19 protein-coding genes are annotated in these 23,048 nt (G+C 60.0%); 11 read left to right on the top strand and 8 right to left on the bottom strand.

Annotation, left to right across the window (positions count from 1 at the left end; all coding sequences use genetic code 11):
* Positions 1 to 25 precede the first annotated feature (25 nt).
* From AB4N74_RS23835 to AB4N74_RS23805, 7 genes are all read left to right on the top strand, one after another.
* The gene (locus AB4N74_RS23835) at positions 26 to 451 is read left to right on the top strand and encodes a F0F1 ATP synthase subunit epsilon (protein WP_007954164.1); all 426 of its coding nucleotides are present in this window, start codon (positions 26 to 28) and stop codon (positions 449 to 451) included.
* 117 nt (positions 452 to 568) lie between these two features.
* Entirely contained in the window at positions 569 to 1,936 is a 1,368-nt protein-coding gene (gene glmU / locus AB4N74_RS23830; RefSeq protein ID WP_460097400.1) for a bifunctional UDP-N-acetylglucosamine diphosphorylase/glucosamine-1-phosphate N-acetyltransferase GlmU, read from the top strand.
* A 231-nt stretch (positions 1,937 to 2,167) separates the two neighbouring features.
* Entirely contained in the window at positions 2,168 to 2,944 is a 777-nt protein-coding gene (locus tag AB4N74_RS23825) for a DeoR/GlpR family DNA-binding transcription regulator (RefSeq protein WP_007911964.1), read from the top strand.
* Positions 2,945 to 2,946: 2 nt separating this feature from the next.
* Positions 2,947 to 4,779, top strand: a complete 1,833-nt coding sequence (glmS, locus tag AB4N74_RS23820) for a glutamine--fructose-6-phosphate transaminase (isomerizing) (RefSeq protein WP_095119699.1) — start codon at positions 2,947 to 2,949, stop codon at positions 4,777 to 4,779.
* A gap of 74 nt (positions 4,780 to 4,853) precedes the next feature.
* Positions 4,854 to 5,780, top strand: a complete 927-nt coding sequence (locus AB4N74_RS23815; RefSeq protein WP_099757593.1) for a LysR family transcriptional regulator — start codon at positions 4,854 to 4,856, stop codon at positions 5,778 to 5,780.
* Positions 5,781 to 5,885: 105 nt separating this feature from the next.
* Positions 5,886 to 6,512, top strand: coding sequence for a glutathione S-transferase family protein (locus AB4N74_RS23810; protein WP_116254185.1), 627 nt, complete (start codon positions 5,886 to 5,888; stop codon positions 6,510 to 6,512).
* A 45-nt stretch (positions 6,513 to 6,557) separates the two neighbouring features.
* Complete coding sequence (locus AB4N74_RS23805; RefSeq protein WP_460097397.1) at positions 6,558 to 8,588, top strand: 2Fe-2S iron-sulfur cluster-binding protein; 2,031 nt, start codon at positions 6,558 to 6,560, stop codon at positions 8,586 to 8,588.
* A gap of 118 nt (positions 8,589 to 8,706) precedes the next feature.
* On the opposite strand, the gene AB4N74_RS23800 is transcribed toward AB4N74_RS23805, so the two are convergent.
* Genes AB4N74_RS23800 through AB4N74_RS23765 form a run of 8 tightly spaced genes read right to left on the bottom strand, consistent with a single transcriptional unit; the run spans position 8,707 to position 17,695 of the window.
* Entirely contained in the window at positions 8,707 to 9,837 is a 1,131-nt protein-coding gene (locus AB4N74_RS23800) for a glycosyltransferase family 4 protein (RefSeq protein WP_460097396.1), read from the bottom strand.
* Positions 9,838 to 10,968, bottom strand: coding sequence for a glycosyltransferase family 4 protein (locus tag AB4N74_RS23795; RefSeq protein ID WP_093429561.1), 1,131 nt, complete (start codon positions 10,966 to 10,968; stop codon positions 9,838 to 9,840).
* The gene (locus tag AB4N74_RS23790) at positions 10,952 to 12,319 is read right to left on the bottom strand and encodes a glycosyltransferase family 4 protein (protein WP_460097394.1); all 1,368 of its coding nucleotides are present in this window, start codon (positions 12,317 to 12,319) and stop codon (positions 10,952 to 10,954) included. Before AB4N74_RS23790 ends, AB4N74_RS23795 begins: the two co-directional genes overlap by 17 nt.
* On the bottom strand, positions 12,316 to 13,569 hold the full coding sequence (locus tag AB4N74_RS23785) for an ABC transporter ATP-binding protein (RefSeq protein WP_320336093.1): 1,254 nt from the start codon (positions 13,567 to 13,569) through the stop codon (positions 12,316 to 12,318). Before AB4N74_RS23785 ends, AB4N74_RS23790 begins: the two co-directional genes overlap by 4 nt.
* Entirely contained in the window at positions 13,569 to 14,366 is a 798-nt protein-coding gene (locus tag AB4N74_RS23780) for an ABC transporter permease (protein ID WP_093429564.1), read from the bottom strand. Before AB4N74_RS23780 ends, AB4N74_RS23785 begins: the two co-directional genes overlap by 1 nt.
* Positions 14,367 to 15,809: a mannose-1-phosphate guanylyltransferase/mannose-6-phosphate isomerase gene (locus AB4N74_RS23775; RefSeq protein ID WP_460097392.1), complete on the bottom strand. Its 1,443-nt coding sequence runs from the start codon at positions 15,807 to 15,809 to the stop codon at positions 14,367 to 14,369.
* A gap of 3 nt (positions 15,810 to 15,812) precedes the next feature.
* Positions 15,813 to 16,784, bottom strand: coding sequence for a GDP-mannose 4,6-dehydratase (gmd, locus tag AB4N74_RS23770; RefSeq protein WP_093429566.1), 972 nt, complete (start codon positions 16,782 to 16,784; stop codon positions 15,813 to 15,815).
* Entirely contained in the window at positions 16,781 to 17,695 is a 915-nt protein-coding gene (locus tag AB4N74_RS23765) for a GDP-mannose 4,6-dehydratase (protein WP_320336095.1), read from the bottom strand. The genes gmd and AB4N74_RS23765 overlap by 4 nt, the downstream gene beginning before the upstream one ends.
* Before the next feature lie 426 nt (positions 17,696 to 18,121).
* Between AB4N74_RS23765 and AB4N74_RS23760 the strand changes: the two genes are divergently transcribed.
* From AB4N74_RS23760 to AB4N74_RS23745, 4 genes are read left to right on the top strand one after another with little or no spacing between them, the layout of a single operon-like run.
* The gene (locus AB4N74_RS23760) at positions 18,122 to 19,699 is read left to right on the top strand and encodes a glycosyltransferase (protein WP_320336096.1); all 1,578 of its coding nucleotides are present in this window, start codon (positions 18,122 to 18,124) and stop codon (positions 19,697 to 19,699) included.
* Positions 19,693 to 20,994 (top strand): glycosyltransferase, encoded by a 1,302-nt coding sequence (locus AB4N74_RS23755; protein ID WP_320336097.1) that lies wholly within the window; start codon positions 19,693 to 19,695, stop codon positions 20,992 to 20,994. Before AB4N74_RS23760 ends, AB4N74_RS23755 begins: the two co-directional genes overlap by 7 nt.
* On the top strand, positions 20,991 to 22,145 hold the full coding sequence (locus AB4N74_RS23750; protein WP_460097390.1) for an acyltransferase family protein: 1,155 nt from the start codon (positions 20,991 to 20,993) through the stop codon (positions 22,143 to 22,145). The genes AB4N74_RS23755 and AB4N74_RS23750 overlap by 4 nt, the downstream gene beginning before the upstream one ends.
* The gene (locus tag AB4N74_RS23745; RefSeq protein WP_093429571.1) at positions 22,139 to 22,978 is read left to right on the top strand and encodes a class I SAM-dependent methyltransferase; all 840 of its coding nucleotides are present in this window, start codon (positions 22,139 to 22,141) and stop codon (positions 22,976 to 22,978) included. The genes AB4N74_RS23750 and AB4N74_RS23745 overlap by 7 nt, the downstream gene beginning before the upstream one ends.
* Positions 22,979 to 23,048: the final 70 nt, after the last annotated feature.

Below are 23,048 nucleotides of genomic sequence, written 5' to 3'. Positions count from 1 at the left end.
CGCTAATTTAGGTTGAGGCAATCAGATGGCTATGACAGTCCATTGCGATATCGTCAGCGCGGAAGGGGAAATCTTTTCCGGCCTGGTCGAGATGGTGATTGCGCACGGTGCACTGGGTGATCTTGGTATCGCTCTGGGTCACGCGCCGCTGATCACTAATCTGAAGCCAGGTCCGATCCGCCTGATCAAGCAAGGCGGGGAAGCCGAGGTGTTCTACATCTCCGGTGGTTTCCTCGAGGTTCAGCCGAACATGGTCAAGGTACTTGCCGATACCGTGCAACGTGCTGCCGACCTGGATGAAGCTCAAGCCCAGGCCGCTCTCAAGGCTGCCGAAGCTGCTCTGCACGAGAAGAGCGCAGATTTCGACTACGGAGCTGCGTCCGCGCGACTGGCCGAGGCTGCAGCTCAGCTGCGCACCGTCCAGCAGATCCGCAAGAAGTTTGGCGGTTAATCCGTCAGCCGCTTGTTGTGCGATTGATAAAAAAGGGTAGCCTCGGCTACCCTTTTTTCTTTTCCGATTTTTACAACCCGGTCGCAGTTGCTGACCACCCAGGATTGGTAGCCAGTCATGTCTCTTGAAATCGTTATCCTCGCGGCCGGTCAAGGCACGCGTATGCGCTCGGCCCTGCCGAAGGTGCTGCACCCGATTGCCGGCAACTCCATGCTGGGTCATGTTATCCACAGCGCTCGGCAACTCGATCCACAACGCATTCATGTGGTGATTGGTCATGGTGCCGACGTGGTGCGCGAGCGACTGGTTGCCGACGATCTGAATTTCGTCCTGCAGGACAAGCAACTCGGCACCGGCCACGCCACCGCTCAAGCGGTGCCGTTCATTACTGCCGACACCGTGCTGATCCTCTACGGGGACGTACCGCTGATCGAAGTCGAAACTCTGCGGCGTCTGCTCAAGCATGTCGTGCCTGGACAGATGGGCTTGCTCACCGTCGAGCTGGATGACCCGACCGGTTACGGCCGCATCGTGCGCGATGCCGACGGTAAGGTGGCCGCGATCGTTGAGCACAAAGATGCCAGCGAAGCGCAACGCGCAATTACTGAAGGCAACACCGGCATTCTTGCTGTCCCGGCCAATCGTCTGGCTGACTGGATGAGCCGTCTGTCGAACAACAACGCTCAAGGCGAGTACTACCTGACCGACGTGATCGAGATGGCGGTCAATGATGGTCTGGTGGTCGCCACCGAGCAACCACACGACCCGATGGAAGTGCAGGGCGCCAATGACCGCAAGCAGCTGTCTGAGCTGGAGCGTCATTACCAGTTGCGCGCTGGTCGTCGGTTGATGGCGCAAGGCGTCACTTTGCGTGATCCGGCGCGCTTTGACGTGCGTGGTGAAGTGACCGTCGGTCGCGATGTGCTGATCGACATCAACGTGATCCTCGAAGGCAATGTGGTCATCGAAGATGACGTGGTGATCGGCCCGAACTGCGTGATCAAGGACAGCACCCTGCGCAAAGGCGTGGTCATCAAAGCCAACAGTCATATCGAAGGTGCCGTACTGGGCGAGGGCAGTGACGCCGGCCCGTTCGCGCGTCTGCGTCCAGGCACCGTGCTTGAAGCACGCGCGCATGTGGGTAACTTCGTTGAGCTGAAAAATGCCCGCATGGGCGAAGGCGCCAAGGCGGGACACCTGACTTATCTAGGCGATGCCGAGATCGGTGCGCGTACCAACATCGGCGCCGGCACCATCACTTGCAACTACGATGGCGCCAACAAGTGGAGAACCGTGCTGGGTGCAGATGTGTTCATCGGTTCCAATAATTCGCTGGTCGCGCCTGTGGATATCTCCGATGGTGCAACCACGGCGGCCGGCTCGACGATTACGCAGAATGTGGATAACGCGCAGTTGGCCGTGGGCCGAGCGCGGCAGAGAAATATCGACGGCTGGAAGCGGCCGGAGAAGATCAAGAAGAGCTGAGTTATCCACAGTTTCTTTTTAGCGACGAAAATCCAATGTGGGAGCGAACTTGCTCGCGAATGCCGTAGATCATTCAACATTGATGTTGACTGACACGATGCCTTCGCGAGCAAGCTCGCTCCCACATTTTTGTTTGTGTCGTTTTCAAAAAAGCCTTGCTGCCGCTTGACGATTTAGAGCCGATAGGTTTTGATTGCTTCCGTTATCTTTCGAAACGAAACTTAAGTCGCCATGTCGAAACGCAACACGCCGCAACGCCGTCACAACATCCTCGCCTTGCTCAACGAGCAGGGCGAAGTCAGTGTGGATGAACTGGCCAAGCGCTTCGAAACCTCGGAAGTTACGATCCGCAAGGATCTCGCCGCCCTGGAAAGCCACGGTCTGTTGCTGCGCCGCTACGGCGGGGCGATCACCATGCCGCAGGAACTGGTCGCGGAAACCGCGCAGAGCGTTTCCAAGTACAAACAGGCCATCGCCCGCGCGGCGGTGAAACGCATCCGCGAACACGCGCGGATCATCATCGACAGCGGCAGCACCACCGCCGCGATGATCCCCGAACTTGGCCAGCAGCCGGGTTTGGTGGTGATGACCAATTCCCTGCACGTCGCCAACGCCCTGAGTGAACTTGAGCACGAACCGGTGCTGTTGATGACCGGCGGCACCTGGGATCCGCATTCGGAATCCTTTCAGGGCCAGGTCGCCGAGCAGGTACTACGCTCTTACGACTTCGACCAGTTGTTCATTGGCGCCGACGGTATCGATCTGGTGCGCGGCACGACGACTTTCAATGAATTGCTGGGACTGAGCCGGGTCATGGCCGAGGTGGCGCGAGAAGTCATCGTCATGGTCGAGGCCGACAAGATCGGTCGCAAGATCCCCAATCTGGAACTGCCGTGGAGCAGCGTCCATACCCTCATTACCGATGATCGCCTGCCTATCGAAGCGCGCGATCAGATACAGGCCCGCGGTATCACCGTGATTTGCGCGGCTGTCAGTCAGGAGAAATAAGCATGTGTGGAATTGTCGGCGCAGTTGCTGAACGTAATATCACCGCCATCCTGCTCGAAGGCCTCAAGCGCCTTGAATACCGTGGCTATGACAGCGCCGGTGTCGCGGTCTTCACCAACGACGAAACCCTCGAGCGCATGCGTCGCCCGGGCAAGGTCAGTGAACTCGAAGCGGCGCTGGCCGAACACCCACTGGTGGGCCGTCTCGGCATTGCTCACACCCGTTGGGCCACCCACGGCGCTCCTTGCGAGCGTAACGCGCACCCGCATTTCTCCGGCGACATCGCGGTGGTGCACAACGGCATCATCGAAAACCACGAAGCCCTGCGTGAACAACTGAAAGCGCTGGGTTACGTGTTTACTTCGGACACCGACACCGAAGTCATTGCCCACCTGCTCAACCACAAGCTCAAGGACCAGCCAGACCTGAGCGTTGCGCTTAAAGCGACGGTCAAGGAACTGCACGGTGCTTACGGTCTGGCCGTGATCAATGCCAAACAGCCGGATCGTCTGGTCGCCGCGCGCAGTGGCAGCCCGTTGGTGATCGGTCTGGGTCTGGGCGAGAATTTCCTCGCCTCTGACCAATTGGCCCTGCGTCAGGTCACGGACCGCTTCATGTACCTGGAAGAAGGCGATATCGCCGAAATTCGCCGCGATAACGTGCAGATCTGGGACATCAACGGTAATGCCGTCGAGCGCCAGACCGTGCAGTACAGCGATGGTGCCGAAGCTGCCGACAAAGGTGAATACCGCCACTACATGCTCAAGGAAATCCACGAGCAACCGGCCGTTGTACAACGCACCCTCGAAGGTCGCCTGAGCAACGATCAGGTGCTGGTGCAAGCGTTCGGCCCACAAGCGGCCGAACTGTTCGCCAAAGTCCGCAACGTACAGATCGTCGCCTGTGGCACCAGCTATCACGCCGGCATGGTCGCGCGTTACTGGCTCGAAGAACTGGCCGGTATCCCGTGCCAGGTCGAAGTCGCCAGCGAATTCCGCTACCGCAAAGTGGTGGTGCAGCCGGACACCTTGTTCGTGACCATCTCGCAGTCCGGCGAAACCGCCGACACCCTGGCGGCGCTGCGCAATGCCAAGGAACTGGGCTTCCTCGCCAGCCTGGCCATCTGCAACGTTGGCATCAGCTCACTGGTGCGCGAATCCGACCTGACCCTGCTGACCCAGGCCGGCCGCGAAATCGGCGTCGCCTCGACCAAAGCCTTCACCACGCAATTGGTCGGCCTATTGCTGCTGACCCTGTCGCTGGGCCAAGTGCGCGGCACACTGGCCGACGGCGTCGAAGCACGTCTGGTCGAAGAACTGCGTCGCCTGCCAACCCGTCTCGGCGAAGCACTGGCCATGGACAGCACGGTGGAAAAAATCGCCGAGCTGTTCGCCGAGAAGAACCACACGCTATTTCTCGGTCGTGGTGCGCAATTCCCGGTAGCAATGGAAGGCGCCCTGAAACTCAAGGAAATCTCCTACATCCACGCCGAAGCCTATCCGGCCGGCGAACTGAAACACGGCCCGCTGGCGCTGGTGGATAACGACATGCCGGTGGTTACCGTCGCGCCGAACAACGAACTGCTGGAAAAGCTCAAATCCAACCTGCAGGAAGTCCGTGCCCGTGGCGGTGAACTGATCGTATTCGCCGATGAGAAAGCCGGGATGACCAACGGTGAAGGCACCCACGTGGTGCAGATGCCGCATATCCACGACATCCTCTCGCCGATCCTCTACACGGTTCCGCTGCAGTTGCTGTCGTACTACGTGGCGGTGCTCAAGGGCACGGACGTCGATCAGCCGCGTAACCTGGCGAAGTCGGTGACGGTGGAATAAGTTATCCACAGCTGACCTACGCACAAAAAATCGCAGCTTCGGCTGCGATTTTTGTATCTGACTCGAGAGGCACCATGGATCGCTTCCAGGAAATGCACATCTTCACCACCGTCGCTCAGGAGCAAGGCTTTTCCTCTGCCGCGCGGCGTCTGGGATTGTCGGCTGCCAGCGTCACGCGGGCGGTGGCGGCGCTGGAGCAACGCATCGGTACGCAGTTGTTGATCCGCACCACGCGCAGTGTGCATTTGAGCGAAGCCGGGCAGCGTTATCTGGAGGATTGCCGGAGGATCCTCGCCGAGGTGCAGGAGGCCGAGGATTCGGCAGCGGGCAGTCATGCCGAGCCGCGTGGGCAACTGACGGTCACGGCGCCGGTGTTGTTCGGTGATTTGTTTGTGACGCCGCTGATGGCGCGTTATCTGGCGCAGTATCCGGACGTTACGATCAACGCAGTGCTGGTCGATCGGATCGTCAACATGGTCGAGGAGGGCATCGATGTGGCGGTGCGCATCGGTGATCTGCCGGACAGCAGTCAGCATGCTGTTCGCGTGGGTGAGGTGCGTAGGGTCGTTTGCGGCTCGCCGGACTACTTTGCCAAATATGGCCGACCGGCTCATCCCCACGCCTTGGCGGGCGCGCCAGTGGTGGCGACTTCAGCAATTAGCCAGCAACGCAGTTGGCCGTTTCTCGACGCGGGCGAACCGCTTAGCGTGCGTCCTGAGCCGCGTCTGATCGTGACCGCCAATCAGGCAGCGATTACCGCAGCCTGCATGGGGCTGGGCTTGACTCGGGTGCTGTCTTATCAAGTTGCCAGCAAAATCGCGACCGGTGAGCTGGAAATCGTCCTCGCTGAATTTGAACTGCCGACATTGCCGATCCATGTGGTTTATCAGGGCGGGCGCAAGGCGCCGGCGCGGATTCGCAGTTTTGTCGATTTCACCGCCAACGCTTTGCGCGAACATCCTGCTTTGAAAGGCGCTGCGTTATTGCACCCAATGAAATAATCGATTGCAGTTACTGGTTATTCTGTTGTTTTTGCGATCAGCGCAAGATGGCCTCCATCGGCGCTCTCATTCCCGCAGTGGCGCCCCTGTTCAGCGGAGTCGACCATGCAAGCGATCAAACTCTACAACTTTCCACGTTCCGGCCACGCCCACCGTGTCGAGCTGATGTTGTCCCTGCTGCAACTGCCGACCGAGCTGGTTTTCGTCGATCTGGCCAAGGGTGAGCACAAGCAGCCGGCGTATCTGGCGATCAACAGTTTTGGCCAAGTACCGGCGATTGATGACGGCGGCGTGGTGCTGGCCGACTCCAACGCGATTCTGGTGTACCTGGCGCAGAAATACGGCAACGGCCGTTGGTTGCCAACGGATCCTGTCGGCGCCGCACGTGTGCAGCGCTGGTTGTCGGCCGCCGCCGGGCCGATTGCCTTCGGACCCGCTGCAGCGCGACTGGTCACGGTGTTTGGCGCACAACTGAATGCGGACGAGGCAATCACCCGGGCGCATAACCTGCTCAAGGTGATGGACATCGAGTTGGGCAAAACCGCGTACCTGGCCGGCGACGAACCGAGCATTGCCGACGTTTCTGCCTACAGTTACATCGCCCACGCACCGGAAGGCAACGTGTCGCTGGACGACTACGGCAACGTCCGCGCCTGGCTGGCGCGGGTTGAAGCCTTGCCTGGTTTCGTCGGCATGCCGCGTACGGTTGCCGGTCTGCAAACCACTGCCTGATTTTCGCAATCGACACTGCGCCGACGGTGCAGGGGAGAGGTCGTGATGGAACGTTCACCGTGGCACGCTGGCGAACAGCAATTGCAGGCCCATGTCGGCGTTGCCGATCGTATGGAAGCCTTCGGGCGTAAGGTGATTCGCACCTGGATGCCGGATCAGCACCGTGAGTTCTATCAGCAACTGCCCTTCATGCTGTACGGCGCAGTCGATGCGCAGGGGATGCCGTGGGCCAGTGTGCTCGAAGGTGCGCCGGGGTTTGCCCGGTCGCCGGATCCCGAGCATTTGCATTTCGCCAGCCAGCCTGCTGCCGATGACCCGGCGCAACCGCGCAATGGCGAGCCGATCGGTTTGCTTGGCATCGAGTTGCACACCCGCCGGCGCAATCGCCTCAACGGCCATGTCGGCAATCTAAGCGCTGATGGTTTTGACGTGAGCGTGGATCAGGCCTTCGGCAACTGCCCGCAGTACATTCAACTGCGGCAGTTTCAGCGGGTGCCGCTGACGGATCCGCAGACACGCCCGGCTGAGCATCTGAGCGGCCTCGATGATGCAGCCATGGCGCTGATCGCCGGCGCTGATACGTTTTTTGTCGCCAGTTATGTCGATGTCGACGGCCAGCGTGCGGTGGATGTTTCTCACCGGGGTGGCCAGGCCGGTTTCGTCCGGGTGGAAGGCAATCGTCTGACCATCCCTGACTTTGCCGGCAACCTGCATTTCAACACCCTCGGCAATCTGCTGCTCAATCCCAAGGCCGGCTTGCTGTTCATCGACTTTTCCACAGGTGATCTGCTGCAAATCAGCGGGCGTACCGAGATCCTTCTCGATGACCCGCAGATCGAAGCCTTTCAAGGTGCGGAACGGCTGTGGACATTTGAGGTGGAAAAACTGGTGCGGCGTCCGGCCGCTCTGGCGTTGCGCTGGCGCTTCGACAGCATGTCGCCGACCAGTCTGTTGACCGGTAATTGGGCCGAGGCGGACGCGCGTTTGCAGGCGCAGGCACTGGGTAATCAATGGCGGCCGCTGCGCGTAGCGAAGATCGAAGCAGAAAGTCGCAGCATCCGTTCAATCTATCTGGAGCCAACCGATGGCGCCGGGTTGCCAGTGTTTCTCGCGGGTCAGCATTTGCCAGTGCGTTTCACTATTGATGGCGAGGTGCATATCCGCACCTACAGTCTTTCGAGTGCGCCATCGGATGGTTTCTACCGGATCAGCGTGAAGCGCGAAGGGCTGATTTCCTCGCACCTGCATGAGCAGATTCGCGTTGGTGATGTGCTCGAGGCGCGGGCGCCGCAGGGACATTTCACCGTGGCGCCGCTGGAACAGCGACCGTTGGTGCTGCTGGCTGCCGGGGTCGGCATCACGCCGTTGCTGTCGATGCTGCGCGAGGTTGTGTACCAGGGCTTGCGCACGCGGGGGATTCGTCCGACGTTGTTGCTGCAGAGTTCGCGCAGTCTGGCGGATCAGCCATTTCGAAAGGAGCTGGATCGTTTGCTCGAAACCGCAGGCGATTCTGTACGAGTGCTGCGTCTGCTCAGCCAGCCGGAAGCCGATCTGCAAGAGGGCGAGGATTTCGATGTGCATGGGCGCATCGACGGCGCGGTGCTGAGGAACCTGCTGGAGGCCGAGGATTTCGATCAGCTCGACTTTGTGCTCTGTGGCCCTGGTGGTTTTACCCAAGGGTTGTACGACACCCTCCGCGAACTGGATGTGCGCGACGCGCAGATTCACGCGGAAACCTTTGGCCCGTCGACGCTGAAACGTCAGGCCGATCCGGATGCGATCGTGATCGAACAACCGCCCGCAGCGACCACGTCGGTGCCGGTGGTGTTCGAGCGCTCGGCGAAAGAGGCGCGCTGGCAACCCGATGGCGGTAGTTTGCTGGAGCTAGCAGAAAGTCGCGGACTACGCCCGGAGTTCAGTTGCCGTGGTGGGTCGTGCGGTACCTGCAAGACCCGGCTGGTCAGTGGCGCGGTGAATTATCCACAGGTGCCGGCGGATATTCCGGAAGCGGGGCATGTGCTGATTTGCTGCGCGGTCCCGGCGCAAAGCACGCAGCCGCTGGTACTGGATCTGTAACCTGACCCTGTAGGAGTGAGCCTGCTCGCGATCGCGTCGGGTCAATCAACATCATTGTTGCTGACAGACCGCTATCGCGAGCAGGCTCACTCCTACAATGAATCTGTGTTGAATAGCATTAAGCGTAAGACAGGGATTTCTCTTCCAGCAATTCCTGATACAGCTCTGTCCACTTGCGGCCCATGTCATCGGCTGTGAATAACTGACGGTAACGCGCTTCGGCTTTCACCCCCATCGTTGCGGCACGCACCGGGTCTTCCCACAGCGTGCGCATTGCCTCGCGAAACGCCTGCGGATGACTGGGCGGGACCACCAGCCCGGTTTCGTTGTGGATATTGATGTAGCTGGTGCCAGTGCCGATCTCGCTGGAAATCATCGGCTTGCCGTACATCGCACCTTCCAGCAGGGAGATGCCGAAAGCTTCCGAGCGCAGGTGCGAAGGGAAGACGATGGCGTAGCTCAGTTGCAGCAGTGCGACTTTGTCTTCGTCACCCAGGCGCCCGAGGAAATGAATGTTGCGCAGGCCCAGCGCCCGAGCCTGAGCGTGCAGTTCCAGTTCCAGAGGCCCGGCGCCGACAATGACCACGGGATAGTCCACGTCTTTCAGGGCCTCAAGCAAAATGTGCAGGCCTTTGTAGTAACGCATCACGCCGACAAACAGAAAAAACTTATCCCCAAGCTGCTGGCGCCAGCGATTCATTCGTTCGGTATCCGGCTGTGGATAACCGGCCTTGTTCAAACCGTAGGGAATCACTCGGGTCTTGTCCTGGAACTGCTGCAGCACATCGCTGGTGTGCAGGTAGTTCGGTGAAGCGGCAACGATGCGGTCGGCGCTGGCGAGGAAGCGATTCATCAACGGGCGATAGAGTTTGAGCAGGTGCTTTTGGCGAATGATGTCCGAATGGTAGGTCACCACGCTTGGTTTATTCATCGCACTGGCGAAATGCACCATGTCCATGAACGGCCACGGGAAGTGGTAATTGACCACGTCGGCCTCGGCGGCCAGCTCGCGAAACTGTTTGAACACACTCCAGGAAAAACCGGTGGAGGCGAATTGAATATCGAGTTTGGCCCGGTGCACTTCGTGCTGACCGAGTTGCACCACGGCCGGTGTCGGGTCAGCGCTTAATGTCAGCACCTGGCCATCGATGCCGTGCTGGGCGCCGCTCTCGCAGAGCTGGAAGATCACTTGCTCAATGCCGCCGACGGAGTCAGGCAGGTACGTCTTGAAAAAATGAAGAACTCGCATTCAACCTCCCATGGCCTGGCGGTAGGCACTGGCTGTGGCCTGTGCACAACGCTCCCAGGAAAAAAGCCGTGACTGCTGTAACCCGGCTTCTTGGCATGCCTGCCAATGCGCTTGATCGTCGATCAGTCGGCTCAGCGCGTCACGCAGGCCTTCTGCATCGTCAGCTTCAATATAGTTGCCCGCCGCGCCCGCGACTTCCGGCATCGCTGAAGAACGCGTGAGCACCACCGGTGTGCCGCTGGCCATGGCCTCCAATACCGGCAGACCAAAACCTTCATACAGTGATGGAAAAATCAGCGCCCGGGCGCCGGCCAGCAGTTGCGCGACCTGTTCATCGGGCAGATAACCGAGCAGGCACACGTGCCCGCTGGCCAGTGCCTGACGCAAGGGGTCGCTGAACTGTTCGCGCTCCCACCCGGCCATACCGACGATCAACAGCGGAAAGCGCTGGCGCACAGCCTCCGGCAACAGGGCATGGGCACGTAGGGCCAGGCCAAGATTCTTGCGCGGCTCCAGCGTGCCCACACTCAGGAAATATTCCCGCGCCTCGACCGCGTGCGCCTTGAGCACCGCGTCAATGGTGCTCGCCTCGCGTGGATGAAAGCGCTCGGCGACGCCCAGTGGCGCCACCACAAAACGCTCGGCAGGCAGGCCGAAATAAGCTTGAGCTTCCTCAGCAATGGCTTGCGAGTCGGTGAGAATCACCTGCGCCTGTTGCACACCCTGAGCCAATCGACGCTCGATTTCCTTGAGCCGCGCCGGGGGCTGGGTCTCGGGGAAATGCAGGTGTGTCAGGTCGTGGAGGGTGATTACGGTCGGGCCGTCGAAGGCCAGCGGCCACAGACTTGGCTCGTGATAGAGGTCGATACCTTGCGCGCGCCCCTGATCGAAGCGTTTCTGCTCCAACCAGCGGCGCGCCTGATAGGCACCGGGGATTTGCCGCAGCAGTGGCGTCAGACGCGAGTAACCGGGCATGGCCGCTTCCGGCAGCGCCGAACTCCAGCCCCAGCCATGGAATAACGTCACATCCATATCAGGCTCGCTGCGCAAGGCGTTGACCAGTTCGGCGACGTAGTGGCCGATGCCGGTACGTGGCGCCTGGAGAATTCGTGCGTTAAGGGCAATGCGCATGCAGCCTCGCTGGCGCCGCCGGCGCTTGCAGAACGTTACGCACGCTGCGTTCGGCCAGTTGCAGACTGGCTTCGCGCCAGCCGATCCACTGCCAGTCCGCGACATCGCGTGCAGCGGGGAACTGGCCGCTGCGCTGGAATTGGTTGATCAGGTCGGCAAGGCTTTGCGGATCCTGCAGATCAAAGTACGCCATGAACTCGCCGCCGATTTCGCGGAACACCGCGATATCACTGCCCATCGCCGGCAAGCCACGCTGCATGGCTTCCACCAGGGGCAGACCAAAGCCTTCGACGAACGAGGGAAACACCAGCGCACTGGCGTGGGCGTAGGCGTGTTCAAGGCTGGTGTCACTGAGGTCGTTGAACATGAACAGACGCTGGTTCAGCTCGGGATGATTGCGCACCCGGGCGAGGAGGGTGTCGCATTTCCAGCCGACCCGCCCGGCGATGCACAGCCGGGCCGTCGAGCCTGTGGCCCAGGCGCGCTCGAAGGCATCGAGCAGATACGCATGATTCTTGCGCGGCTCGATGGTGCTGACCATCAGGTAAACCGGGTCTGTTGTCGTGAACAATTGTCTTAGGCGTGGATCAACCGTGGCCTGGTCGTTGTGCAGATCCAGTTCGGAACCCAAGTGAAAGAAATCGAACCAGCGTTTATTGGTCTGCTCGGCACCGATTCTGCGCTGCATCTCTTCATGCACTTGATCGCGCACCGTGGCGGAAATCGCCATGTAGCCATCCGCTGTGCGGGTGATCCAGTCGAACCATTCGCTGAAGACCTCGACCAGACGCGTATCGTAAAACTGTGGGTGAGTCAGCGGGATCAGGTCGTAGATCACCGCAATCATGCCGACGCCGTCGCGTTTCAGTCGCTCGACGTGGGCAAAAAAATCCGAGTGCCAGGATGAATCCAGCAGCATCAATTGATCGCCCGGCTGATGTTGCAGTGGTGAACAACGCTTGAGCAATTGCCTGCGGTTGATTCTTCGGATCAGGCGGATCGGCAGGCCGAATGCGCCGAAGATGGTGAGCCGGTATCCGACATACAAAATTCGTCGCGCCAGCTTCGAGGTGCATTGGGCGTCACGCCGCTGGTGCCATTGCCAGACGCGATGGGCGAGGCGCTCCAGGCGTCCACCGAAGGTTTCCAGCGCGTTGAAAAAAGGCGTATCGAGCGATGCCAGTTGCAATACGCGATAGAGTTTGCCATTGAGCACCACCACCGGCATGCACTCCACACCTGCGGCGCTGGCGGGCAGTTGCTTGATGACGTTGCGCACCACCCGCTGAATACCCGAATTGATGGCCGGGTGTTTGAACACATGGGTGCATTCGACCAGCAAGCGGGTCATGGCGCACGCTCCACGTGCCGGGCCTCGATGTCGCGAGTGATGGTGGTCTTGGCGCCGAGCCATGAGCAGCCAACGAAATCTTCCTGACGGTTGTTGATCACGTGGAACACCAACCCGTAGTCGCGCCATTCGAAATTGCGATCGAGGTGCGAGTCCAGACGCGACAGGCTCAGCGACACGGAATAATTGCCTTTGCCCAAACCCATGATGAACGAGAAGCGGTAGGTAAAGCGCTCGCCGGCGTGCAGGTCGGTCAATGCCTTGTCGAGGCGATGGGTGTTGATGCCGTACATCATCTGGCCCAGACGATCCTTGAGGATAAAGCCCAGCACCAGTCGTTCGATGTCCTTGTGCACTTCGACTTTGACTTCGAGTACCACCGGCTGACCGACTTCGGCGGCATCGATGCTGCGATCGTTTTCATCGAGCAGGCGCACGCCGAGAATCGCCGCTTCGCCGGTGCCTGATATCGTTTGCACTTCGCCGCCGGCGAGCATTTCCTGACGGACGATCTGGCCTTCGCGTTCGGCCATCAGCGCGTTGTAGTAGTCGAGCACCGGTTCCGGTTTGCCGTACATGGCCATGCGGCCGTCCTTGAGCAGGATGGCCGAGTCGCAGATCGACTGAATCGCCGAGCGGTCGTGGGACACGATTAGCAGCGTGGTGCCGGATTTGCGGAAACTGCGGATGCGTTCGAAGCTTTTGTGCTGGAAGTAGGCGTCGCCCACCGACAGTGCCTCGTCGACGATAAGAATGTCCGGGCGCCGGGCTGTGGCAACGCTGAACGCCAGGCGCATCTGCATGCCGCTGGAGTAAGTGCGTACCGGATGGTCGATGGCGTCGCCAATCTCGGCGAAATGCTCGATCTCGGGCATCAGTGCTTCGATTTCTTCGAGCTGCATGCCCAGCAACTGACCGGCCATGATTGCGTTCTGGCGACCGGTGAAATCCGGGTGGAACCCCATGCCCAGTTCCAGCAGCGCGGCCACGCGGCCTTGCAGTTCGATCTTGCCGGTGGTGGGTTGGGTGGTGCCGGTGATCATCTTCAGCAGGGTGCTTTTGCCCGCGCCGTTGGCACCGACGATGCCCACCGCTTCACCGGGGGCGATTTCGAATTCGACGTCCTGCAGCACCCAGTGTTGGTGGTGGCGGATTGGCGAAAACGGAATCAGCCACTCAGCCAGTCGGCTCCAGCGGTTGGGATATTGTTTGTAGGCCTTGCTCAGGCCGGTGACGCGAATATGCCCCATCAGAGTTCATCCACCATTTCGCCAACGCGTTGGCGAAACAGCCGCAGACCGATCAGACAAAACAGCACGCCCGTAACGAAGATCGGCAGCAGCGAGCTCCAGACCGGCCACTGTCCGTAGAGAAACAGGTTCTGATAACTGCTGAACAGGTTGGTCAGCGGATTGAGTTGCAACAGGCGCTGCACCCATTCCGGCAGGATCGTGATCGGGTAAACGATCGGCGTCAGCCAGAACCAGAATTGCAAGCAGATGCCGAAGAGCTGGCCGACATCGCGGAAGAACACGTTCAATACGCCGAGCACCATGCCTAACCCGGCGCAGAACATCATTTGCAGGGCGATCAATGGAATCAGCGCCAGCAGCGCCATGCCCGGCCAGCGCCCGGTGATCAGCAGAAAGCCGAGAAACAGACTGATGATGATCGCGAAATTGATCCCGGCATTGCACAGCACAATCACTGGCAGACAGATACGCGGGAAACTGATTTTCTTCAGCAGGTTGGCGTTTTCCAGAAACATGTTCTGGCTGCGCAGGGTGATTTCGGAAAACAGTCCCCACGCCAGCAACCCGGCGCAGAGGTAAACACTGTAGGCCATGCTGTCATCCACACCCGGCAAGCGGGCGCGCATGATGTGGGAAAAGATCACGGTGTAAACAATGATCATCGACAGCGGATTGAAAATCGGCCACAAGGCGCCGAACAGCGAATTGCGGTATCGCGCTTGAAACTCTCGCTGCACGCTGCCGAGGATGAAACCCCGGTAGCCATGCAACGAGCGATACAGGGAAAGCAGCATTTAAACCGTCCTGCCGTATTGGTCTTCGAAGCGGACGATGTCGTCCTCTCCCAGGTATTCGCCGCTTTGCACTTCGATGATCACCAGATCGATCACCCCAGGGTTTTCCAGACGATGCTTGTGGCCGGCGGCGATGAAGGTCGATTCGTTCTTGGCCACCAGCGTCGTGCCGGAGCCGTTGTTGGTGACCTTGGCCATGCCTTCGACCACCACCCAGTGTTCGTTGCGGTGATGGTGCATTTGCAGCGACAACTTGCCGCCAGGCTTGACCACGATGCGCTTGATCTTGAAGCGCGGACCTTCTTCGAGAACCGTGTAAGTACCCCACGGGCGGCTGACGGTACGATGCAACCGATAGGCTTCGTGGGATTTGTCCTTGAGTTGCTTGGCCACGCGGCGTACGTCTTGCGCACGGTCGGCGTGGGCTACCAGCACGGCGTCAGCAGTATCGACCACGATCAGGTTATCCACACCCACTGTTGCTACCAGCCGGCCATCGCTCTGGACAAAGTTGTTATGGCTGTCGATAAAGATCGCTTCACCGCTGGCGCGGTTGTTGTCGGCATCGGCCGGTACCAGGGCCGCGACGGCGCCCCACGAACCGATGTCGCTCCAGTCGAAACCGGCGGGCACGACCACCACTTTTTCCGAGCGCTCCATCAGTGCGTAGTCGATCGAGATGTCAGTGATTTCCGCGAACAGTGCCGGCGACAGTTCCTGTTGCAGGCAGCCGACGGTTTCAATCGGCGCGCTGACATCTATGCAGGCGCGGGTCTGCTCCAGCAACTCGGGCGCGTGCAATTGCAGTTCAGCAATCAAGGTCGCGGTGGTGAAGCAGAACATCCCCGAATTCCACAGGAAGTTGCCGCTCTCCAGATAATGCGTGGCAGTTTGCAGGTCGGGTTTCTCGACGAAGCGCTGCACTTTCGCCGCGCCTCTGGCGTCCAGCGGGGCACCGGTTTCGATGTAGCCGAAGCCGGTTTCCGGCGCCGTCGGGATTACGCCGAAGGTCACCAGATAACCGTCTTTGGCCAGATTGATCGCGTGCTCGACCGCCGTCTTCAGCGCGTCCTGATTGACGATCAAATGATCGGCGGGCATCACCACCATGATCGCGTCGTCACCGTGCAGCGCCTGTAGCGACAACGCGGCAGCAGCAATGGCCGGCGCCGTGTTGCGCCCGCTCGGCTCCAGCAGGAAATGCCCGCGATGACGCGAGACATGTGCGGCGCAATAATGATCCTTGCTCTGGAAGTAGTACTCGCGGTTGGTCACCGTGACGATATCACCCCAGCCGTCGAGCAACGCTGCCGCACGCCGGTAGGTCTTGCCCAGCAACGACTGGCCGTCGGGCAGGGTCATGAACGGCTTGGGATGGCCCTCGCGGGACACCGGCCACAAACGGGTGCCTGCACCGCCGGACAAAATCACGGGAATCAGCATGGCCTACTCCTTGGCGACGCGTTTCATGTCCGCATCCATCATCATGCGGATCAAGGTATCCAGGTCTGTTTTCGGCTTCCAGCCCAGCACGCGCTGAGCCTTGGCCGGATTGCCGAGCAGCACTTCGACTTCGGCGGGGCGGAAGAACGCCGGGTCGATCTTCACGTAATCGCGGTAGTTGAGGCCGACGTGATCGAAGGCGATGCGGCACATTTCCCGCACGGTGGTGGTGACACCAGTGGCCACCACGAAGTCGTCAGGTTTGTCCTGTTGCAGCATCAGCCACATGGCTTCGACGTAGTCACCGGCAAAACCCCAATCGCGTTTCGCATCGATGTTGCCCAGGGCCAGCTCCTGCTGTTTGCCTTGCTTGATGCGTGCGGCGGCATCGGTGACCTTGCGGGTGACGAACTCGATGCCGCGCAGCGGCGATTCGTGGTTGAAGAGGATGCCGCTGTTGGCGTGCAGGTTGAAACTTTCGCGGTAGTTGACGGTGATCCAGTGACCGTAGAGTTTGGCCACTCCGTAAGGGCTGCGCGGATAGAACGGCGTGTTTTCATCCTGTTGCTCGGCCTGGATCAGACCGAACATTTCGCTGGTCGAGGCTTGATAGAACCGGGTGTGCGGGCTGAACTGGCGGATCGCTTCGAGCAGGTGGGTAACGCCCAGGCCATCGACGATGCCGGTGGTCACCGGTTGACTCCACGACGCGGCGACAAAGCTCTGCGCGGCGAGGTTATAGACCTCGTCCGGCGCTGATTGAATGACTGCTCGCTGTACCGAACAGGCATCGGCCATGTCACCGTCCAAATAGACGATGTCGGCTTCGACGCCCATTTCGCGCAGACGCCAGCGCGAGTCGCTGCTGCGTCGTGCAACGAGGCCGTGAACCTTATAGCCCTTGTCGAGCAGCAACTTGGCCAGATACGCGCCGTCCTGGCCGGTGATCCCTGTGATGAGTGCACTTTTTGTCATTCTTGTCGTACTCGCGTCTCCCAGTCGGACAGGATCGTCCGCAGGGATTGTTGTGTGGTGATGGCTGGCGACCATCCGGTGGCTTTGGCCAGTTTTGCGTGGCTGCCGCAAACGCGACGCTGATCGGCGCGGCGTATGCGCGCGGGGTCTTGCACCAGTTGCATCTCCACTTCGGCCAGGTCGCCGAGTTGCTCGATCAGGCTGCGGATGCTTTGCTCACGACCCGAGCAGATGTTGTAGACCTGGCCGGGTGTGCCTTTTTCCAGCAGCGCGAGATAGGCCGAGATCACATCGCCGACATCGAGAAAATCTCGCGTCACGTCGATATCGCCGACTTCTAGCTGCGGGGCTTGCAGGCCCTGTTTGATGCGATTGATCTGGCGGGCGGCACTGGCGATGACGAAACTTTCTTTTTGCCCTGTGCCAATGTGGTTGAACGGCCGTGCGACGAGTACCGGCCAGCCCTCACTCAAACCCCATTGCAGGCTGAGAAACTCGGCCGAGAGTTTGCTCACCGCATACGGATTGCGCGGGCAGGGCGCTTGTCGTTCGGTGATCGGCAGATCGCTTTCGCTGACCTGGCCGTAAACGTCGCCGGAGCTGACGTACAGGAAGGTGCCCTGAAAACCACGGGCCTTAAGAGCCTGCAACAGATTGAGGGTGCCGAGCAGATTGATGTCGAAGGTACGTGCCGGGTCGCGGAAGGCTTCGGGGACGAAAGTCTGGCCGGCCAGATGCATGACCGCGTCAGGCATTTGCGGCCACTGGTCGACAAGGCTGTCCGGATCCGTCAGGTCGTAACGTGAAGCTGCAGGCAGCAGTTCCCACGCTGAGTCAGGCGAGGCCAAACATGACTGAATATGTTGTCCAACGAATCCACTGAGACCCGTGACGAACAGACGCTTTTTCAAACAGCGACCCCTTAGTCTTGAACTTGCGCCACTTTCTCACAGGCTTTAAGGAGAGGTCTGTCAGACCGTAGGAAAAACCGGGTGAAAGACAGGCGAAGTCAGTTGTTGTAGTTGTTTGTTACCAATCTGTGCCAATTACTCAGCAATTTCAACAGGCCAAACCGTGACCGGTCAGTTCTCGTTAGCGTAGTCCGATTTATTCCCGTCCGGCGGTTCCCGGATCGTTGATGGATGTGTTTAGAATGGCCCTCGTCGCTATTCCCAAGGTTCGCCGTGGGCGTAGCGCAACGGGGTGAAACTGACCACTAAAACAAAAACGAAGACGTTCCCGAGGATGATGGACAAGCAGCAGCGATGCCGACTTGAACCAGCGCCCGGTCGTCATAGCATGAGGTTGCCAGGACGGCAGCTTCATCGTGGGATGCCATGAATTTCATTCTTTACTCGGACGTCAACGACCGCTCCATCAGCCAGAGTCTCGGGCGTCCCGAATACAGTTATTACTTCGTGCTCAAGGCCTATCGCCCGGTGCTGGAAAGCCTTGGGCATGTGCACGTGGTGTCGTCCACCGCCGATGTCGATCCGCTGTATCGACAACTGCTTGCCGCCGGCGAAGACAGCCTGTTCCTGTCGTTCACTCCACCGCAGAAAACCCCGGTCGACCTCGAATGCCCGACGGTGTGTGTGGTGGCCTGGGAGTTCGACTCGATTCCTGACGAGCAATGGGACAACGACCCGCGTCAGGACTGGACGCAGATGCTCGCTCGCCATGGGCGGGTTATCACCCTGTCGAGCCACACCGCCCGGGCCATTCGTCGCGCCATGGGCGAAAACTTCCCGGTGTTGGTATTGCCCACGCCGCTATGGGAAAACTTCGCGGCGATTCGTCAGCAGACGCTCAGTCTGCCGGTCAAACCAGGCACGTCGCTGGCGATAAAAGGCTGCATTTTCGATACCCGTACCCTTGGCCTCTGCGCCGATGCGCTGATCCCGACGCCGATCACGCCTGAAGAGGAAGCCGCGCTGGCGGCCGAAATCGAAGCCGCGCGGCCGCCACCGCTGACCCTCAAACGCCGCTTCGTCATTGCCCGGCATTACCTGCGTCTATGGGCGCTGAATCTGGGACACGCGCAGGCAGAGCCGGTGCCACGGGTGAAGTTTCTCTATCACTGGTATTGGGAAGGTATTCGCGATCTGGTGCCTGACACGCTGCACGGCTGGCTCGAACAGCGCCTGCCGGCTGTGTGCGGGCCGCTGCCAGTGCCCGTAGTCGAACCAGTGACGCTGGACTTGCCGGACACCACATCGGTGGTCGAAACCACAGTCGACGGTGTGGTGTATGTCACCGTGTTCAACCCCAAGGACGGGCGCAAGAACTGGCATCAACTGATTACCGCATTTTGTTGGGCGTTTCGCGAAACGTCCGACGCGACGCTTGTGTTGAAGATTACCCAGAACGATCTGGCGTCCTATTACAGCGAGTTGATGACCTTGCTCGCGCAGCTAACGCCGTTCGCCTGTCGGGTGGTGGTGATGCACGGTTACCTCGACAATGCGCAATATGCCAGGTTGTATCAGGCCGCGAGTTTCTATGTGAACGCCTCACGCTGTGAAGGGCTGTGCCTGCCACTGATGGAGTTCATGTCCAGCGGCACACCGGTGATCGCCCCCGATCACACGGCGATGGAAGACTACATCGATGACGCGGTGGCATTCGTGGTCAAGTCCAGCGAAGAGCTGACGATCTGGCCGCAGGACACCCGCATCATCTACCGCACATTGCGTTATCGCCCGGACTGGGGCTCGCTGAAAAACGCCTACGAACACAGCTATCGGATGGCCAGGACCCAGCCTCAGGACTATCAGCGGATGTCCATGGCCGCCATCGAACGCATGCACGATTACTGCGCGTTCGCCCCGGTGCAAAAACGCATGGCGGACTTTTTCGCGCTGGCACCCAGGACTGCCGATGCCGCGCCCGTGACGGATAACGCCTCATGCTGATCATCATTCACTCGGAAACCAACCAGCACACCATCGCGCAGAACCTCGGGCGTTCGGAGTACAGCTATTACTTTGTGCTCAAGGAATACCGTCCGGTACTCGAACGACTCGGGCGGGTGGTGGAAGTGCTCGATCCGCAGGTTGAGGTCGATGCGCTGTACCTGGAGTGCCTGAGCCGGGGCGAGCCGTGTGTGTTTCTGTCGTTCTCGCCGCCACATCGCACCTCGGTACACCTGGCGTGTCCGACATTGCCGGTGTTTGCGTGGGAATTCAGCACCATCCCCAACGAGCCGTTTGCCGGTGAGCCGCGCAACGATTGGCGCACGGTGTTGGCTGCCTGTGGCGCGGCGATCACTCATTCGAGTTACACGGTGAACGCCGTGCGCGAAGCGATGGCGGATGACTACCCGATAATTGCGGTGCCGGCGCCGGTGTGGGATCGCTTTGCAGCGCGTGGCGCGCAGTTGCATGGGGCACCGCGGGAAGAGCCGTTGCGCCTGACAATCAAAGGCGTGGTAGCAGACAGTCGCACGCTCGATCTGAATGCGTTCGGCCCGGCCCATTTGCGCAGTGGCCCCGGCATCGATTTCACCGCGCCGGTCGCCGAGCAGGAGCTATTGCTCGACGGCGTTGTGTACACCTCGGTGTTCAACCCCGGCGACGGGCGCAAGAACTGGGAAGACATGCTCAGCGCTTTCTGTGTGAGTTTTCGCGACGTCGAAGATGCCACGCTGGTGCTGAAACTGACCCACCACGATGCCGAAGAAGCCCTCAGCGACATCCTCCATCACCTGTACAAAAACCAGTCCTACCGCTGCCGCATCGTGTTGATCTATGGCTACCTTGCCGATCCGGATTATGAGCGGTTGGTGCAGGCCACCCGTTACGTGGTCAACACTTCGTATGGCGAAGGTCAGTGTTTGCCATTGATGGAGTTCATGTCCTGCGGCAAACCGGCGGTGGCGCCGCGCACCACGGCAATGATCGATTACCTGAGCGCCGACAATGCCTTTCTGATCGAGTCCACCGACGAACTGACCGCCTGGCCGCACGACCCGCGTCGGGCCTTTCGCACCTTGCGTTATGTAACCAACTGGGCGTCGTTGTGTGCAGCCTACAAAGCCAGTTACGACGTGGCGAAAAACCATCCGGCGCGTTACGCACAGATGTCGGCACACGCCGTCAGCAGCCTGCAAGGTTTCTGCAGTCAGGCCGTGGCTGAACAGCGTCTGCAGGTATTCCTCGCACAGTTGTTCGAACAGCGCTGCATGGCCATGGAAACTCCCCAAGCATGAGCAGCAAACGGATCATGGACATTGAAGTCCTGCGCGCCATTGCCGTGCTGGGCGTGCTGTTCCACCACCTGCAGGGCAGCCTGTTCACCGACCCGGTGCCGTTGCTGGAGAAGATTCATGGCTGGGCGCAGCCATGGTGGGGCGTCGATCTGTTCTTCGCGATTTCCGGTTTTGTCATCGCCCGTAGCCTGATTCCGACGCTGCAAGGCTGTACGACTCGCCGGGAATATTGGCAGCAAACGCGCAATTTCTGGTTGCGACGGGCGTTTCGCCTGTTGCCGTCGGCCTGGTTGTGGCTGGCGCTGATGCTGCTGGCCTGCGTGTTTCTCAATCGCTCCGGGGCGTTTGGCACGTTGAGCGCCAACCTGCAAGCGACGCTGGCCGGGGTGCTGCAGTACGCGAACTTCCGTTTTGCCGACAGCTTCTTTCATTACGAGTACGGCAGCAGTTTCGTTTACTGGAGCCTGGCGCTGGAGGAGCAATTTTATCTGCTGTTTCCGCTGTTGATTCTGCTGTTTCGCCGGCGTCTGGTCTGGGCATTGCTGGCGCTGGTGGCGGTGCAGATTCTGAGCGTGCGCACGCCGTTGCTGATGGTCGTGCGTACCGACGCGCTGGCCCTCGGCGTGCTGTTGGCGATGTGGAGCGCGCAGCCGGGTTATCAACGCTGGGAGCCGACCTTCCTGCGTCGACCGTGGGCCGGCATTTCGGCGCTGATCGCCATCGGATCACTGTTGAGCTTCATGGCCACCGACCGTTTCACCTTTGCCCCTTACCGCATCGGATCGATTGCCGTACTCGGCGCCTTGCTGGTGTGGATCGCTTCGTACAACCGCGACTACCTGATGCCTGCCGGTGCTGTACAGCGTGTGCTGGCGTGGGTCGGCAGTCGATCCTACGGCATGTACCTGATCCACATTCCGGCCTATCAACTGGTGCGTGAACTGATCTTCCGTTTGCAGAACGCCGGTTTGCCCAGCCCTGCCGGGCATCCGATCGTCACCCTGTTGCTAGCGTTCGGCCTGATCGTGCTGCTCAGTGAACTGAATTACCGCGTTATCGAAATGCCGATGCGCAACCGTGGCGCAGCATTGGTCAAACGCCTCGGCACGTCCCGAACCGCCATCCCATCCTCTGGAGCCACCTCATGCTGAGCCTTTTGAAGAAACTCACGGCGGGCACGCCTGCTCCGGCCGCCGCGCAGCCCGTCGCGGCGGTCGCCGAGAAGACCGATCCGTACATGCTCGGCCTGCACGATGCGATGCTCAGTGGCTGGTTCAACCAGGAAACCGGCGAGCTGTTCAAAGACTTTCCGGTGACCGCCGATGACACCCTGCTCGACGTCGGCTGCGGTGATGGCGGCAACGTGCATTTCTGCGGCATGCGTGGGGCGAAGATCATCATTGCCGACATTGACGGAGCGAAGGTCGAAGCGACCCGTCAGCGTCTCAGCGATACCCCGGCGCGGGGCATCGAATGCCACGTCACCGACTGCAATCCGCTGCCGATTGCCGACGGCACGGCCACGCGTGTGGTCTCCACGGAAGTCATCGAGCACGTCGACGACCCGGCGCAGTTCCTTGCCGAACTGGTACGCGTCGGCAAGCCAGGCGCCCTGTACTTGCTGAGCGTGCCGCACCCTAGCTCCGAAGATTTGCAAAAAGATATCGCCGCGGCCGAGTATTTCCAGAAGCCCAACCACATTCGCATCATCAGCGAAGACCAGTTCAAGGCGATGGTCAGTGAAGCGGGGCTGGAGATCATCAGCCACAGCCAATACGGTTTTTACTGGTCGATGTGGATGTTGCTGTTCTGGGAAGCCAAGGTCGATTTCAGTAATCCGGATCATCCGCTGCTCAATCACTGGGCCGACACCTGGCAAGCGGTGCTGGACTCGCCGCGTGGCGCGCAGATCAAACAGGCGCTGGATGCGGTGGTTGCGAAAAGCCAGGTGATCATTGCCCGTAAACCCGCCGCACCCCTGTAGCTGCGGCACGCGGCGATCTTTTGATCTTGATCCTGAAAAAAGAAGATCAAAAGATCGCAGCCTCGTTTCA

The organism is Pseudomonas sp. H3_C08 (assembly GCF_054669455.1).
This window is presented reverse-complemented; position numbering and strand designations above follow the sequence as displayed.

Excerpts from the sequence above, each read along its gene's own strand:
- AB4N74_RS23835 (WP_007954164.1), top strand. The coding sequence starts at position 26 with ATGGCTATGACAGTCCATTGCGATATCGTCAGCGCGGAAGGGGAAATC.
- glmU (WP_460097400.1), top strand. The coding sequence starts at position 569 with ATGTCTCTTGAAATCGTTATCCTCGCGGCCGGTCAAGGCACGCGTATG.
- AB4N74_RS23825 (WP_007911964.1), top strand. The coding sequence starts at position 2,168 with ATGTCGAAACGCAACACGCCGCAACGCCGTCACAACATCCTCGCCTTG.
- glmS (WP_095119699.1), top strand. The coding sequence starts at position 2,947 with ATGTGTGGAATTGTCGGCGCAGTTGCTGAACGTAATATCACCGCCATC.
- AB4N74_RS23815 (WP_099757593.1), top strand. The coding sequence starts at position 4,854 with ATGGATCGCTTCCAGGAAATGCACATCTTCACCACCGTCGCTCAGGAG.
- AB4N74_RS23810 (WP_116254185.1), top strand. The coding sequence starts at position 5,886 with ATGCAAGCGATCAAACTCTACAACTTTCCACGTTCCGGCCACGCCCAC.
- AB4N74_RS23805 (WP_460097397.1), top strand. The coding sequence starts at position 6,558 with ATGGAACGTTCACCGTGGCACGCTGGCGAACAGCAATTGCAGGCCCAT.
- AB4N74_RS23800 (WP_460097396.1), bottom strand. The coding sequence starts at position 9,837 with ATGCGAGTTCTTCATTTTTTCAAGACGTACCTGCCTGACTCCGTCGGC.
- AB4N74_RS23795 (WP_093429561.1), bottom strand. The coding sequence starts at position 10,968 with ATGCGCATTGCCCTTAACGCACGAATTCTCCAGGCGCCACGTACCGGC.
- AB4N74_RS23790 (WP_460097394.1), bottom strand. The coding sequence starts at position 12,319 with ATGACCCGCTTGCTGGTCGAATGCACCCATGTGTTCAAACACCCGGCC.
- AB4N74_RS23785 (WP_320336093.1), bottom strand. The coding sequence starts at position 13,569 with ATGGGGCATATTCGCGTCACCGGCCTGAGCAAGGCCTACAAACAATAT.
- AB4N74_RS23780 (WP_093429564.1), bottom strand. The coding sequence starts at position 14,366 with ATGCTGCTTTCCCTGTATCGCTCGTTGCATGGCTACCGGGGTTTCATC.
- AB4N74_RS23775 (WP_460097392.1), bottom strand. The coding sequence starts at position 15,809 with ATGCTGATTCCCGTGATTTTGTCCGGCGGTGCAGGCACCCGTTTGTGG.
- gmd (WP_093429566.1), bottom strand. The coding sequence starts at position 16,784 with ATGACAAAAAGTGCACTCATCACAGGGATCACCGGCCAGGACGGCGCG.
- AB4N74_RS23760 (WP_320336096.1), top strand. The coding sequence starts at position 18,122 with ATGAATTTCATTCTTTACTCGGACGTCAACGACCGCTCCATCAGCCAG.
- AB4N74_RS23755 (WP_320336097.1), top strand. The coding sequence starts at position 19,693 with ATGCTGATCATCATTCACTCGGAAACCAACCAGCACACCATCGCGCAG.
- AB4N74_RS23750 (WP_460097390.1), top strand. The coding sequence starts at position 20,991 with ATGAGCAGCAAACGGATCATGGACATTGAAGTCCTGCGCGCCATTGCC.
- AB4N74_RS23745 (WP_093429571.1), top strand. The coding sequence starts at position 22,139 with ATGCTGAGCCTTTTGAAGAAACTCACGGCGGGCACGCCTGCTCCGGCC.